Consider the following 14,240-nt stretch of genomic DNA (forward strand, 5'->3'; position numbering starts at 1 on the left):
GCGCCCGAGAGGTCTCCGACTGCATAGACGTCGCAGAGCCGGGCACGAGGACGTCGTCGCACAGTGACCGCGACAGGTAGACGCCCATCAGGGCAAGCCGGTCCTCGGACGCCTCTCCTGGACGCCCCCGTGCGCCTTCGCAGTGGCGAGCGGAGAGACCGGCCGAAGAAGAAAACGAAGGTGGCAACCGACATGCTCATACTCGGCGTCATTCTGCTTCTCATCGGCATACTGGTCGGCATTCCGATCCTGACCACCATCGGCGGCATCCTCCTCGTCGTCGGCGCCGTCCTGTGGCTCCTCGGCGCCACTGGTCGAGCCGTCGGCGGACGAAAGCACTACTTCTGACCTGCTGACTCCATACCTGCACATGGACGTGGGGCCCATCGCGCAACCCGTCGCGATGGGCCCTGCGTGAGCGTTGCCCCGAAGATCATCCACGCTGCGGTTACCTGCGCCGGCACGGCTGCGTCCCGTTCCCTGTGGACCTTCGCTTCTCGTCAAGAGGTGCACGCCCTGGCGCGAGCCGTCGTCGAGGGCGCGCGGAAGGCCGGGGCGCACGTCCGGCTCCGCAAGGTGGCCGAGACCGCCCCGGCCGAGGTGATCGACGCCCATCCGGCCTGGGCCCGGCATCACCGGGACACCGCCGAGGTCACCGAGGCAGGACACGGCGATTTGGAGTGGGCCGACGCGGTGCTCTTCGGTACCCCGACCCGATTCGGCAACCCCGCGGCCCAGTTGAGGCAGTTCATCGACACGACCGGGCCCCTGTGGTTCGCGGGCAAGCTCACGGACAAGGTGTACTCGTCCTTCACTGCTTCCAACAGCGCCCACGGAGGGCAGGAACCGACCCTTCTGGCGCTCGGCAACACCTTCTACCACTGGGACGGCGTCATCGTGCCGCCCGGTTACACCGACCCGGTCCAGCTCACGTCGGGCAATCCCTACGGCACCTCGGCGGTGGTCGGCGACGCGGAGCCCGGCGAGGTGAGCCTGGCGGCCGCTCGCCACCAGGCTCGCCGGGTGGTCGAGGCCACGCCGCGCTCAAGGCCGGAGCGCCGTCTGAGTCCGCCCTCCCTCCTCCCCTCCAGCACGACACCACCGAAGGAGTACTCGATGACCACCACCCACGAGTCGGAGCTCCGGGCCCTCTTCGCGAGCCGCGCCGACGCTCAGCAGACCAAGGACATCGACCGACCCATGTCCTTCTACGCCGCCGACGCCGTCTACTACGACGTCGCCCCCCGCTGAGGTTCACCGGCACCGACGAGATCCGCCGCAACTTCGTGCGGTGGTTCGACGGATACGTCGGCCCCATCAGTCTGGAGACGCACGACCTCACCCTCGTGGCCAGCGGGGACACCGCCTTCGCGCACATGCTCCACCGTGACTCGGGAGAGCGGAAGGGCGGCCTCCAGGCCTCGGTATGGGTACGGGAGAGCGTCTGCCTCCGGCGGACGTACGGAGCGTGGTCGATCACGCACGAGCATGTCTCGATCCCCATCGACCCGGCGACCATGACGGTCTGGCTCCCGGCCGACAAGGACCAGCTCGCCTGACCCCGTTCGGTCTTCGCGCACCCGGCCAGGCGAAGCCGGTTAGGACGTGGTCTGGTGACGGCTGGGCAGCGCAGCGCGGCTCAGCAGAGCCGGGGCAGCGCGAGGCCGGCCACTTCTGCTGCCGCTCGTGGAGCCAGTCGTCCACCAGGCGACGGTCAGCGTGTCGAGGTGAACCGAGGGTGTGGTCCCTTCACGACCATGCGTCGATGGCTGCGACCAGCACCGTCGCTCCGTAGCGGACGGCGAGTTCGACGTACCGGGTGGCCACGGCCCGGTAGTGCTTGAGCCGGTTGATCCCGCACTCGACCACGTGCCGCTGCTTGTGATCGGTCTGGTCGAACTTCGGTGGCCCACCGCCACGCGAGCCGCGCTCGACGCGGTTGCGGTCTTGAATCCGGACCCCGCCGCGCCGCAACCGCCCGGGTGATGTGGAGCGCCGTCGACGCTTCGCTCGACTCCCTTCGACCGCGCATTCCATGGCTCACGACGGCCGTGATCGATAGGCTGGGAGGGTCGAGGCTCGGGAGGATCCGGCAGTGTCGTTGAGCTACTACGTGTACATCTCCGACAGCAAGGTCGACATGCTGTTGCCGCAGATCGACCCCGGGTTCGGGGCCAAGCGACAGACGGAGATAGGCGTGAACCTCTCCGTGCTGTCGGCGAAGCGCACCACCGACGGCCCGCCGAACGACCGGATCACGCGTCTCGAGGCAGTCGTCCGGTACCTCCGCGACCACGGTGACCTCGGCACGGTGGACGCACCGGGCCAGTACTTCTGGGGTTCGCTGCGGATGCGCTGGGGCTCGTTCCGCGACGACCCCGCGTCCTCCCTGGTGTTCTTCGGCGGGCGCACCGAGGACACCGTCGTCGCCCTGGGCGGCTCGAACCGGCACGTGTTCGACTACGTACCGGATGCAGAGGCCCACGGCGTGGGGCGGTCGATGATGTCCTCCATGCTCGACGGCCTCGGGATCACCTCCGATCTGGAGGACGAGTACGTCGCCGACGCGGTGGACGGCGACCTCGACCGCGTCGATCGCGCGGCGCTGGGCCGTGTTGAGCGGGCCGTCGCGCGATTGCGCTGGCCGGCGCAGAACGTCGAGTTCGTGGCGAAGCGGCTGCTGCACGGCGAAAGCCCGGACGGTACCGGCACGTCGGTGCTGCTCGGAACACCTCTGTACGCCGCCGTGGTGGACTGACCCGCGTGGCCACCTGGCGCCGCGGTGACGTCATCCTGGATCTGTACGAGGTCCTGGATGTGGTGCGCTCCGGCGGCCTCGGACTGGTGCACCGGGTCCACCACCGTGGCTGGGACATCGATCTGGCCGTGAAGACCCCGCGCCCGGCCGTCGTCCGCTCGCCGGACGGGATCGGGGACTTCGAGCGTGAGGCGGAGGTGTGGGCGGGCCTGGGCCTGCATCCGCACATCGCCAACTGCGTCTACGTGCGCACCCTGGAGGACGTGCCGAGGGTGTTCGCCGAGTGGGCCGACGGCGGCAGCCTCGCGGAAGGCGTCCGCAACCGGACCCTGTACGGCGATGATCCCCTCGCGACGCTGCTGGACGTCGCGATCCAGTCCGCCTGGGGCCTGGACCACGCGCACGAGAACGACGTCGTGCACCAGGACGTCAAGCCCGCCAACGTGATGCTGACCCGGGACGGCACGGTCAAGGTCACCGACTTCGGTCTGGCGCGGGCCCGCGCGGCCGGGGACGCGGAGCCGTTCGTCAGCCGGGGCGGTCTGGACCCCGCCTACTGCTCGCCCGAGCAGGCACGGTCGCCGTCCGGACTCACCTCGGCCACGGACGTGTGGTCGTGGGCGGTCACCGTGTTCGAGATGCTCCTGGGCAGGCCGCCGGTGCGGGACGGGACCACCGCAGGTGCCGCTTTCGAGGCATACGCCCGGTCCCGGACGCCGGGCGCGATCCAGCGGGTGCCGGACGAGGTGCTGGACGTACTGCGCGAGTGCTTCGCGGAGGATCCCGCCGCACGCCCTTCCCGGCTCGGCCCGCTCGCCGAGCGTCTGGTCGCGGTGCACCGGCGCGAGGTCGGCCCCTATCCCCGCCGGGCCCCCTCCGCGGCCACCCTGCTCGCCGACAGCCTGTCCAACCACGCGCTGTCGATGCTGGACCTCGGCCGCCACGACAGCGCCGAGGAACTGTGGACCCGCGCCCTGCGGGCGGATCCCCACCACCCGCACACCCGCTACAACCGCGGACTGCATCGCTGGCGAACGGGTGTGATCACCGACGCCGAACTGGTGGACGAGCTGGAATCCGTGCGGTTCGGCGACCCCGAGATCGGCACGTACCTGCTCGCGCTGGTGCACCGCGAGCGGGGCGACGCGCCTGCCGCGGCCGAACTGCTGCGGGACGCGTCCGCACGGATGCCCGACGACCCGCAGATCACCGCCGCCCTCGCCTCGGTGCGGGACGCGCCCGCCCCGGCCCAGTCCGAGCTGCCCGGGGAACACGACGACTGGATCAGTGCCCTCGCCCTGACGCCGGACGGCACGACCGGCGTCTCGGCGGACGGTTCCGGCGGGCTGCGGATCTGGGACCTGGCCACGGGCGAGTGCCGCCAGGAACTGCACTTGGAGAACTACAGTGCCTCGGCACTCGCGGTCCGCGACGACGGACGCCTCCTGGTCGTCGGCGGGGGCACCCGGCGCGCACTGGTGCTCGACCTCGAGGCCGCCACCGGGTTCGAACTCCCCGGCCACCCCAGCTGGGTACTCGCGGTCGCGCTGACAGAGGGCCAGCGGCACGCGGTCACCAGCGGGTACGACGGAGAGATCGTCACCTGGGACCTGGAGACCGGCGAACCGGTGGAGGTCCGGCAGTTCGAGAGCAAGGCCGACCACCTGGGCGCCCGGGGCACCCTGTGCTGCGTCGTCGACCACACACGCCCGACCAGCTCGGTGTACGACGTCCGCACGGGCGCACTGGTCCACCGGTTCGACCACACCTGTCTGAGCGTGCGCTTCACCGACGACGGCCGTCTCGTCGCGGTCACCGGCGGGAACGCCCACGTCCGACTGGCCGACCTCCGGTCCGGTGACGCCTCACGGGTACTGAAGACCGAGTACGGCCGTACAGCCCTCAACTCGGACGGCACGGTCGGCTTCACCAGCGGCGGACGCGCCGAGCCGTCACGGGTGTGGGACCTCACGACGGGCCGCTGCCGCCTCTCCCTGGACGCGACACCCGACGCCAAGAAGGTCGCGCTGAGCGCGACCGGCCGCCTCGCGCTCACCGCCGAGGGCAAGACCGTGCGGGTATGGCATCTGCCGCCTGCCGGACCACCGGCCCCCTGGAGCTACGTCCGCCCGCACCAGGCCGGGGAGGTCAGCGCCGCTGCCGCCCGAGCGGCCGAACTGCTGGACCAGGCGGTCACGCACGGCGCAGCGGGACGCCTGGAGGAGGCTGCCCAACTGATTCGCGCCGCCCGGGCACTGCCCGGTCACCGGCGCCACACCGAGCCGGTACGCATGTGGCGCCGACTCGGTGCCCTCGGCCGCCGCAGCACACTCGTCGACGCCTGGTCCGCAGGCCGCATCACCCCCGAGGACGACCGGTCCTGGGCCCTGGAACTCAGCGGGCGCAGCCCCACCGCCCTCGCCCGGTCGGGAAACTCCGAAGCCTGGGTCTTCGACGTGGAGACCGGGCAGCTGCTGCACACGCTCAGCCTGCACACCGGCCACCTCAGTGCCCTGGCGATGACCGCCGACGGCCGGCTCGCGGTGTCCGGGGGCGAGGACGGCCGGGTCGTCGCCTGGCAGCCCCGCGAGCGGCGCATCGTCCAGCTCTTCACCAACCCCCGCGACCACGTGTACTACGTCGCGGTCAGCGAGGACGGCCACGTGGCCCTCTCCGGGACCGCCGACGGCGTCGTCTCCGCCTGGGACATCCCCAGCGGCCGGTCCCTCGGACGCTGGGAGGCCCACTCCGGAGCCGTGCTCGACGTGGCCGTCAGCGCCGACCACCGGTACGGACTCTCCCGTGGCCAGGACGTCACCGTGAAGATCTGGGACCTGCGCACAGGCGAACTGCGGTGGGTGCTGGGCGGGCACACGGCGTGGGTCGGTGCCGCGCGGCTGAGCGAGGACGGCCGCTACGTCGTCACCGGCGGCGCCGACGCGACCGTACGCGTCTGGCGGACCGCCGACGGACAGTGCGAGGCGGTGCTCACCGGACACACCGACGCCGTGGTCGACGTCCTGCCCGACGCAGACGGCCGGCACCTGCTGTCCTGCTCCGCCGACGGCACCGTGCGGCTGTGGGACGTGGCCGCCGCCCGCTGCGTCCATGTGCTCACCGGGCACACCGCCGCGGTGCACAGCCTCGCCGTCACACCGGACTTCCTCCTCGCGGCGTCCGGTGGCGAGGACCGCCAGGCACGCCTGTGGGACCTGACGACCGGCCGCGAACTGCGGGCCTTCACCGGCTTCTCGACCGCGGTCACCGACGTCGAGCTGGCCCCCGACGGCGCCCTGCTCCTGGCCGGCGACGAACGCGGCCGCCTGCTGACCTGGGCTCTGGACTGGGAGTACGACTTCGGCGCGGCGACCGGGATGCTGCGGGCGGAGTCCGAGCCCGTGATCGAGGAACTGCGGGCCGAGGTCGCCGTCGAACTGCCGTCCCGCGACGACAGCCGCCCGGCGCTCATCGAGGCGATGGCCCGCATCGGCGAGCGGCAGCGGCACGCTGTCATCCGCACCCTGGAACTCGCCGCCGAACTCGACAAGGTCCCCTCGCGCGACGACACGGGCTACCGCCTCTACATGCACTCCGTGGCCGAGGACCTGGCGAGGCGGGAGCCCGACACGACGCCGGGCACGGCTGAGGCGCTCACGCTGCTGCTGAGACCGGAGGCGGAACTCAACCGGTCCGAAACGTTCTGGGCCGGCCACTTCGCCGCCGTGCTCCAGGACGACCTCGTCACGCTCGCCGAGGCCGCCCCCGTCCTGCACAGCGAGGGCGATCCGGTCGCGGCCGAGCGGACCTGGCAGCTCGTGGTCGATGTGCGCTCCCACCTGTGGGACGCCGGGCACGTCGAGACGCAGCGCGCGATGCTCGGCTGGGCCGCGGTACTGATCGATCTGCGCCGGCAGACGGAAGCCCTGGCCCTGATCCGGGCGGTGACCGCGGAACGCGAACAGGTCCTGGGACCGGACCACCCGGCCACCCTGGAGGCGATCACGGCACTTGCCTCCCTGCTCACCGACAAGGGCGAACTGGACGAGGCCGAGCGGCTGTACGCCGTGCTGGTGCCCCAGCTCGTGAGGCGCCGCGGCCCCGACGACCTGCAGACCCTGGAGGCCCGGGTGGGGCTGGCCCGTGTGCATCTTCGACTCGGACGGCACGGTGACGCGGCGCAGGCCCTGCGCGAAGTGCTGGCGAAACGGCGGCTGCGTCTGGGCGAGCACCACGCGGACACCCTCGCCGTCCAGGCCGAACTGGACCGTCTGCCCGGGCCGGTACCGCCCAGGCCGAGACGGAGGGGATGGAGGAGACGACGATGATCGCGGACCGGTCCAGCATCGACGCCCTGATCACCGGCAAGGCGTTCATGTTGCAGGTCGGGGCGTACTTCCCGGTGAGCATGGCCTTGCGCGGTGATGTGTTCGAGGCCGTGTTCATGATGCGGGAGGGCGACCTCGGGCATCGCACCAGCGGGCCCTACTCACCGGAACGGCCCCCGTCCGACGCGCTGGGCTGGGCCCAACTGCGGACGGGGACGGCCATGGCGGGCTACTTCCCCTCCTTCCGGATCGAGGCCGGCGGAATCTGGCCGCGTATCCCCGTCACCCTGCCGGGCACCTCCGTCCGCGGTCTGATCGTGATGCCGGAAGAGGTGACGGCGGAGGCGGTGAACGCGCCCTACCTCGGCGCGTGGCAGGACCAGAGCTCCTCCGACGTGCGGCTCGGACTGGACTACCTCGCCGACTGGCTGGGCTCCTGTCACCACGAGGCGGGCGGCACGGCACCGTCGATCGACCTCGACCTGGTCTACCGGCCGTACGACTACGAGGCGAGTCTCGCCAGAGTCGACCAGCGGATGCGCGAACTCATCCCTCCGGTGCGCCCGGTCCTCGAAATGCGTTGGCGCTCGGCGACCCCGGCCCAGCGCAGGGCCTTCGTGAAGAACCTGAAGGGCGCCCGGAAGAGCGGCTGCCGGTCCGACCGGCGCTGGAACTACCGTCTCGGCGGCACTGAGGTGGAAGTGCCGCGCTGACACGGCGGGGGGTAGCGATGAACTGTGCCTGGCCACCGTCGAGGTGCGGAGGGATGACCAGGCGGCGGGCGATCTTGTTGGCGTTGGCCGAGCAGTGGTCGAGGCGGTCACCCACGGGGGCATCCTCGCGTCGGCCAATGTCCGCACCACCGACTACACCGAGCTCATCTCGCAGTGGCAGCGCGACGCCACCGGACCGGCTCGCGAACTGGGAGCCGAACTGGCCCGGCTGTCCGCCGCGCTCTTCGCCCAGCCCGATCGTACTCAAAGGGGTGCTGCACGCCCAGGGCCGTATCCCCAGCGCGGACGTCCGGCTGCCGCTACTCGGGCCGTACTGTTGGCCGGTTGTAGCCGTACTGAATGCCGAGAAGCACTACCCATTCAAGAGCTACGCCGGTGAAGCCGACCGTGGAAAGGACGAGCCGCTGCAGCAACTGCGCGCGATCCGCCGGAGACAGTTCCCCAGGCAGACCCAGAACCACATCGACCAGGTCCTCCGCGTCCGCCGAGCGCACCGGCAGTCGTCTCAACTGCCCCGCGAGTCCCGCCCGGATGAGGGGTACCGAACGGTGGGGTCTTCGCACCATGCGGCCGACAACGTCGTCCGCGACGACGCTCGATGTCACGTAGTCATCGACAAGCGCATTGATCTCGGTATGGCGCTGATCCGCTATGGCGGGAGCGAAGTACCGCCGGTTCAGTCCGACTCCCCACCGCTGATGCCGCAGACGGCTACGGTTGTCACTCAGCTCATGGATGGCGTCGTCAACGTCGAAGGCCGAATCGAGATCGTGTCGGGCCAGGACTTTGATCAGCTCGCGTGACGCCTCGGTCCGAATCACGTGGGAAGCGGGCGTCGGCCCGAGCCGGAAGAACCCGGACTGCGACAGGTAGTTCTCAGCCGAGGCGACCAAAACCTCCCTGGCCGCATCGGCGTCGGCGATGAAGAGGGTCCCGAAGCGCAGCCTGAACGGCCCGTCAGTGTCCGCCGCCAACTGCTCCCACCGCCGCAGGTGAGCCACAGACCACGTCTATTCAGGAACACGAGGTGTTATGCCCGTCTGGCAAGGGGTTGGGAGGCGGTGATCCGATCGAGGCCCGCCCGAGCGGTTGAGGACCTCAAGGTGTCATTGCCGGATGACGATGGCGCGGTTCGGCATTCCCGCTGCGCGTCCCGCACCACAGCCACAGTGTCAGTCGCGCTGCCCGTACTCGACGAAGTACCCGTGCAAACGTGCACGCATCTCACCGCTGAGCGCCCGAAGGCCGCTGGTGATCCAGGACATGGTGATCCTCCTCGTTGGACGCTTCGTTGTACGCGCGTGCCAGAGGCATTCCGGTCCGCTGTGCAAGGACGACGTACCTGAGTGGCCGATGCGGGTGAACAGGTCAAACCAGCCAAAGGCGAGGTCGAAGTCTTTTTGCTGCAGTTCCTGCCGTCGGCTGCTTCGCGGAATTCGCACATGGCCACAACCGCCCCGCTGTCCCGGACGCGAACAGTCACCGATGCAATGGGGACGGCCCGATCGACCACCTTCCCACGGTGACCTACCCGCCGTCCACCGGCCGTACGCCGACACACACCCTTACCGCTCGTCCCCCAGCGGCATATCGCGACGCAACTGGCCGAGTTCAGCTCATCCGGACCTTGATGTGCTCGACGACGTGGTGGAACTCCTTTGTTCGGCGAGAGATCCACGTACTCGCAGTCCTCCAGCGCATCAGGTGTGTGGCCGGGGGGCCAGTAGAAGGCCTGCCTCGTGGTATGTCTCATCTCCGTGCCGCGTCCGCATCATCAGGCTGCCCTTGAGCAGATATCCCCAATGCGGGCACTGGCACAGGTCGTCAGGCAGCCCTTTGCAGACTGGCCTCATGTCGGCGCCCTTGGGGAAGTGGGCGAAGGCTGCGGTCATGTTTCCGCCAACATCCCTCATGCGCAGCTCAACACCACCGCCTTCGATCCCGACCGGTGTCTCACCGCGTGTCGTTGCAGTCATCGACGACCACTCCTCTCTCTTCCGCCGCCCCCCTTCCATCCTGCGCCCGTTTCACTCCGCCGACCAGGTATCCGCCGGGTGGGATGTTGCGGTTGACGCGGAAGAGACTGTCCCCGGTCGTACTGCGTCTTGATCTTCCGGAGGCGTTCGCAATTGCCCCGATACGCATCGGCGGTCCCGGTGGCGTCGTACTCGGCAACTGGACAATGACGTAGTTCCCGCCCGTCGTGAACGGAGGGATGCTCTCCCAGCCTTTGTTGACGGCAGCCACGAGCCCGTCTCAGGGGTGAGGCGACTTCCAGCGCGGCCTCGCGGAAAACCGGGCGGTACCCGCCGGGCAGTCCGGGGAGGACCTCGTCCTTCCACTACTGGTTCAGACCTTTGGAATCCATCGAGTCGATCATCGACTGCTGAGCCACGTACGGCTTCGGGCCGATCAGGTTGAAGGCCGGCGTTCCAAGGGCATGCAGCGGGGCGGGGTCGGCCTCGACGTTCGCGCCACTGTGGCACACGCGCAGCGCGGCGACCGGCTGGAGGTGCCGCTCGTCCGGGACGAACGGCGCCGGCGACGTCAGCCGGACCACCGCCGCCACCGTCAACTCCCGAGGAGCGGCCGCGGTGAGTTCCCGGTAGGACGCAAGGACCTGGTCCGCCTGGCCGGCTCCATGCGGCCAGGTCTCCGGTGATGGCGGGGCCGACCCTGTGCGGCCGGAATGTGAAGCGGGCGACGACGCCGAAGTTGCGCCCACCGCCCCGGATCGCCCAGAACAGGTCCGGGTTCTTCTCCCGGTCCGCGGTTCGTACCCTTCCGTCCGCCGTGACGATCTCGGCCGCCTCCAGGTTGTCGGCCGCCCAGCCGAACCGGCGCGTCAGGTGACCGAATCCACCGCCGAGGGTCAGGCCGACCACCCTCGTCTCCACCACGAACCCGAGCATCGTCGCGAGGCCGTACTGCTGGGTCGGCCGTCGACGTCCCGCAGCAGGCTCCCGGACCGGCGTGCGCGAGACGGGCGGCCGGGTCCACGGTGACCCCGCGCGTGCGCGACATGTCGAGCGTCAGCCCGCCGTCGGCGAGTATCGTTCCGGCGAAGTTGTGGTCCCCGCCCTTGATACTCAGCAGCAGGCCGTGGTCCGCGGTGAACCGCACGACCGTCGCCGCATCCCGGGCCGAGGTCGGCTGGACGGCCAGCGACGGCTTCACCGCGGCCATGGCGTTCCAGATCCGGACGGTCTCGTCCGCCGTCAGCAGCGGCCCGTGAAGCCGATCGCCGACTTGCTCGATCTCGGCAGAGGCCAGCCGTACCGGGCGCTCGCCGCCTCCGGGGCCCCCAGCCGCACCTGGAGGTCGTGCCGTCCGTGGATCAGGTCGATGGGGACGTAAGTCGTCGCAGACAGACGACGCCGCAGGCCAGTTCAAGCAGGCTTGGTGAGATCGCCGCGTCGTTCGTAGCGGGTGCGGCGTCGTTTGAACTGGTACAGCCAGGCGAAGGCCCGTTCGACCACCCAGCGCACTTTGCCCAGTCCGGAGCCGTGGTCAGTGCCGCGACGGGCAATCATGGGTTCGGCGCCTCGCTTCCACCAGCAGACGACGGTACTCGTCGAAGTCGTAACCGCGGTCGGCAGACAGCCTCCGGGGTCTGCGGCGGGGGCGCCCCCGCACGCCCCGTATCGGCGGAACCGCATCCAACAGCGGCAGGAGTTGGGTGACGTCGTGCCGGTTACCGCCGGTGAGTGTGACTGCGAGCGGAATGCCGTTGCGGTCGACGATCAGGTGATGCTTGGAGCCGGGGCGGGGGCGGTCGACCGGTGAGGGGCCGACATGGTCCCCCCTTCGAGGGCCCGGATGTGCGAGCCGTCCACGGCGCAGTCGTCCAGGTCCAAGAGGTAGGCATGGCGCAGTTCGCTCAGGAGGGGGTGGCGTGCAGGCGGGGCCAGACACCAGCCTCGGTCCAGTCCCGCAGCCGGCGCCAGGCCGTGACCCCGGAACGCGCAACCCGCCGGGACAGCGGCGGCGCCGTTCGGGAGCGGGCGGCAGCAGCGGTGCCACCCGCTCCCACAAGTCGTCAGGAGCAAGATCAGCACGCGCCCTGGCACCTTGACGGCCAAGACGGATGCGAGCGGGTACGCGACAAGTCACCCAAGCCGATCTGGTCACGTTCGGGGCCGAATCGGGTGGCATCGTCTGGGCCGCACCAAGGCTGGCGAGGTGGCCACGATCGTCGTCATCCGTGGCATGGCCGGTGCCAAAGGATGACGTCGCTGCCGCCCCTGCCTGCCTTCGCTGGGAGGAACACCCTGAGGATCATGACCAGGGCGCCGAGGACGACGCCTCCACGGCCCTCGCCTGAAACTGGCTGGTATGAAAGCTCAGTCCCTGAGCGAGGAGCCCGGCCTCGACAAGGAATCCGACTTCTGAGGAACAGCGCGTCCGTCGTAGAAGGGGATCCGTCTTCTCGCGCCGCCTCAGTATCTTGCATCGGCTTGCCTGGAGATCTCATTCCGGATTGCGGCGGGGCACAGACATCAGCCCTCGAGCAGCAGATCGTCATCGCTGTACCGGACCGGCACATCAGGTACCTTCTCGGGAGGTCGAACGCATCTGACCCGACGAGGAGGGCCATGGACGTCACCAGTACTGGTCCCGGGGATGCGTCCACGTCCGGTCACCAGGCGTGGCCCGACCTCGTGCCCGCCCCATCCCTGGAGGACGTGCAGGCGGCTGCCCTCACCGTCGATGTCGACGGCGTCATTGTCTCCGTCAACGGAGCGGCCGAGAGCCTGCTGCGCCGCGACCGTGAGGACTTCGTCGGGCAAGACGTCCATGACCTGCTGCACCGGGACAGCTACGGGGCCGTCCCACCCCGTACGCACTGCCGGTCCGGCAAGGCACTGCGCGACCGGCGAACCGAGCACGGTGACCCGGACTGGTTCGCCCGCGGGGACGGCGTACTCGTCCGGCTTGCCTGGTGCGTCGCACCGTACTCGTCCGGACACCGGAACACGGGCGCTCTGGTCCTGCTGTACGGGCGGGAACTGAGCGCACCCGAGGAAGACTCCGTCGGGGCCCCGGAGGGCATGACGGAGCTGGACCGCCTGACCCTGCTGGCCGAGACGACGACGCAGCTGACGTCCACCCTGGACACGGACGAGGCCCTGCACCGGCTGGCGGTCCTGACGGTGCCCCGACTCGCGGACTGGGCGGTGATCGATCTGATCGCCGAGCGGGACGAGGTGCGGCGTGCCCTGGTGGTGGAGTACAAGGACGGCACCCTGATCGGACACGAGGACCTGGAGGGGCCCATGCCGCCCGTTCCCGAGGAGTCGCCCATGCCCTTGTCGCGGGCGCTGCGCGGTGCCGCGTCCTCTCTCGCCGGCCCCGCCATCTACCAGGGCCCTCCCGATTCGGGCATCGCTGTGGAACAGCGGCGTCTGTTCGCCGAGACAGGCATACACTCCGCAGTCATCGCGCCCATCCGGGGGCTGCGCGACACCCTCGGGGCGCTGACCCTGGGCCGCTCCCAGCGGCCCGCGGCCTTCACCGCCGCCGACCTCCCGCTGCTGGAGGACATCACCCGGCGTGCGGGCCTGGCGCTCGACAACGCGCGCCTGTACCAGCGCCAGCGCAAGGTCGCCGAGACCATGCAACGGCACCTGTTGCCCCAGCTCCCCGCCGTTTCCGGCGTCGACATGGCCGTGCGGTATGTGCCGGCTCCACACGCCTCGTCCGTCGGCGGTGACTGGTACGACGCCTTCGCTCTGACCGACAGCTCGCACGCCCTGGTCATCGGCGACGTCGTCGGGCACGACCTGGACGCCGCGGCGGGTATGGCCCAGGTCCGCAACATGCTCCGTGCCTTCGCCTGGTCCCAGCCCCGGGCCGCGCCCGGCGTCGTCGTCACCCAACTGGACGAAGCCGTGAAACACATCGCCGAAGTGCCGACGGCAACCATCATCCTCGCCACGCTCGCCCTCGGGGACGACGGGCTGAGGCGACTGCACTGGACCAATGCGGGGCACCCTCCGCCGCTGCTTGTCAGCCACGACGGCCAGGCCAAGTACCTCGAAGACGCCCACGGCATCCTCCTGGGGACGGGAGTCAGAAGACCCCGGCCCAACTCGGTCACCGTGCTGCCGCCCCGCACCACGCTCCTTCTCTACACCGACGGCCTGGTCGAGTCCCCGCGCCGCTCCATCGACCGCGGGCTGGAACGGTTGCGCCGGCACGCGGCGTCTCTGGCCCACCGTCCCCTGGGTGCGTTCTGCGACGCGCTGCTCGAGCAGGTGCGTCCCGAGGACAACGACGACGATGTCGCGATGCTCGCGCTGCGAACACCCGACCGCTCACAGTGAGCACGGGCGATCTCCGTCCCGACCATGGAACCGTCCGCCGGGATCGTGGTGGACCCTGGCTCACAAAAAAATCCCCGCCTCCGTGCATATGTTCTCC

General features: G+C 70.0%; 11 protein-coding genes and 3 pseudogenes. 8 read left to right on the forward strand and 6 right to left on the reverse strand.

The window, feature by feature from the left end:
• Positions 1–192: 192 nt before the first annotated feature.
• From ACLIN4_RS00360 to ACLIN4_RS00385, 6 genes and pseudogenes are all read left to right on the forward strand, one after another.
• The gene (locus ACLIN4_RS00360; RefSeq protein WP_078855194.1) at positions 193–348 is read left to right on the forward strand and encodes a DUF6131 family protein; all 156 of its coding nucleotides are present in this window, start codon (positions 193–195) and stop codon (positions 346–348) included.
• Between the two features lie 132 nt (positions 349–480).
• Positions 481–1,067 (forward strand): annotated as a pseudogene (wrbA, locus tag ACLIN4_RS00365) (NAD(P)H:quinone oxidoreductase); the annotation flags it as partial.
• A 219-nt stretch (positions 1,068–1,286) separates the two neighbouring features.
• Positions 1,287–1,559, forward strand: coding sequence for a YybH family protein (locus ACLIN4_RS00370; RefSeq protein ID WP_289909241.1), 273 nt, complete (start codon positions 1,287–1,289; stop codon positions 1,557–1,559).
• 536 nt (positions 1,560–2,095) lie between these two features.
• On the forward strand, positions 2,096–2,758 hold the full coding sequence (locus ACLIN4_RS00375; protein WP_411575339.1) for a DUF7019 family protein: 663 nt from the start codon (positions 2,096–2,098) through the stop codon (positions 2,756–2,758).
• Between the two features lie 5 nt (positions 2,759–2,763).
• Positions 2,764–7,083 (forward strand): protein kinase domain-containing protein, encoded by a 4,320-nt coding sequence (locus tag ACLIN4_RS00380; protein ID WP_411575340.1) that lies wholly within the window; start codon positions 2,764–2,766, stop codon positions 7,081–7,083.
• Positions 7,080–7,796: a hypothetical protein gene (locus ACLIN4_RS00385; protein ID WP_411575341.1), complete on the forward strand. Its 717-nt coding sequence runs from the start codon at positions 7,080–7,082 to the stop codon at positions 7,794–7,796. The genes ACLIN4_RS00380 and ACLIN4_RS00385 overlap by 4 nt, the downstream gene beginning before the upstream one ends.
• Positions 7,797–7,803: 7 nt before the next feature.
• Here ACLIN4_RS00385 and ACLIN4_RS00390 read toward each other — a convergent pair.
• The 5 genes and pseudogenes from ACLIN4_RS00390 to ACLIN4_RS00410 all read right to left on the reverse strand — a co-directional run.
• A pseudogene (locus ACLIN4_RS00390) lies at positions 7,804–7,902 on the reverse strand (AraC family transcriptional regulator); the annotation flags it as partial.
• Positions 7,903–8,116: 214 nt separating this feature from the next.
• On the reverse strand, positions 8,117–8,818 hold the full coding sequence (locus tag ACLIN4_RS00395) for a hypothetical protein (RefSeq protein WP_411575342.1): 702 nt from the start codon (positions 8,816–8,818) through the stop codon (positions 8,117–8,119).
• A gap of 971 nt (positions 8,819–9,789) precedes the next feature.
• Positions 9,790–10,134 (reverse strand): BBE domain-containing protein, encoded by a 345-nt coding sequence (locus ACLIN4_RS00400; protein WP_411576714.1) that lies wholly within the window; start codon positions 10,132–10,134, stop codon positions 9,790–9,792.
• A gap of 24 nt (positions 10,135–10,158) precedes the next feature.
• Entirely contained in the window at positions 10,159–10,386 is a 228-nt protein-coding gene (locus ACLIN4_RS00405) for a hypothetical protein (protein WP_411575343.1), read from the reverse strand.
• Positions 10,387–10,388: 2 nt separating this feature from the next.
• Positions 10,389–10,940: an FAD-binding protein gene (locus ACLIN4_RS00410; RefSeq protein ID WP_411576715.1), complete on the reverse strand. Its 552-nt coding sequence runs from the start codon at positions 10,938–10,940 to the stop codon at positions 10,389–10,391.
• On the opposite strand from ACLIN4_RS00410, the gene ACLIN4_RS00415 reads away from it, so the two are divergent.
• Positions 10,930–11,052, forward strand: a complete 123-nt coding sequence (locus ACLIN4_RS00415) for a hypothetical protein (protein WP_411576814.1) — start codon at positions 10,930–10,932, stop codon at positions 11,050–11,052. The genes ACLIN4_RS00410 and ACLIN4_RS00415 overlap by 11 nt on opposite strands.
• Positions 11,053–11,154: 102 nt before the next feature.
• Here the strand turns inward: ACLIN4_RS00415 and ACLIN4_RS00420 are convergent.
• Positions 11,155–11,906: pseudogene (locus tag ACLIN4_RS00420) on the reverse strand (IS5 family transposase).
• Positions 11,907–12,412: 506 nt separating this feature from the next.
• Here ACLIN4_RS00420 and ACLIN4_RS00425 point away from each other — a divergent pair.
• Positions 12,413–14,143 (forward strand): SpoIIE family protein phosphatase, encoded by a 1,731-nt coding sequence (locus tag ACLIN4_RS00425; protein ID WP_411575344.1) that lies wholly within the window; start codon positions 12,413–12,415, stop codon positions 14,141–14,143.
• The last annotated feature ends 97 nt before the right edge of the window (positions 14,144–14,240 follow it).

This window comes from Streptomyces mutabilis (assembly GCF_046628145.1).
Taxonomy (GTDB): Bacteria; Actinomycetota; Actinomycetes; order Streptomycetales; family Streptomycetaceae; genus Streptomyces; species Streptomyces mutabilis.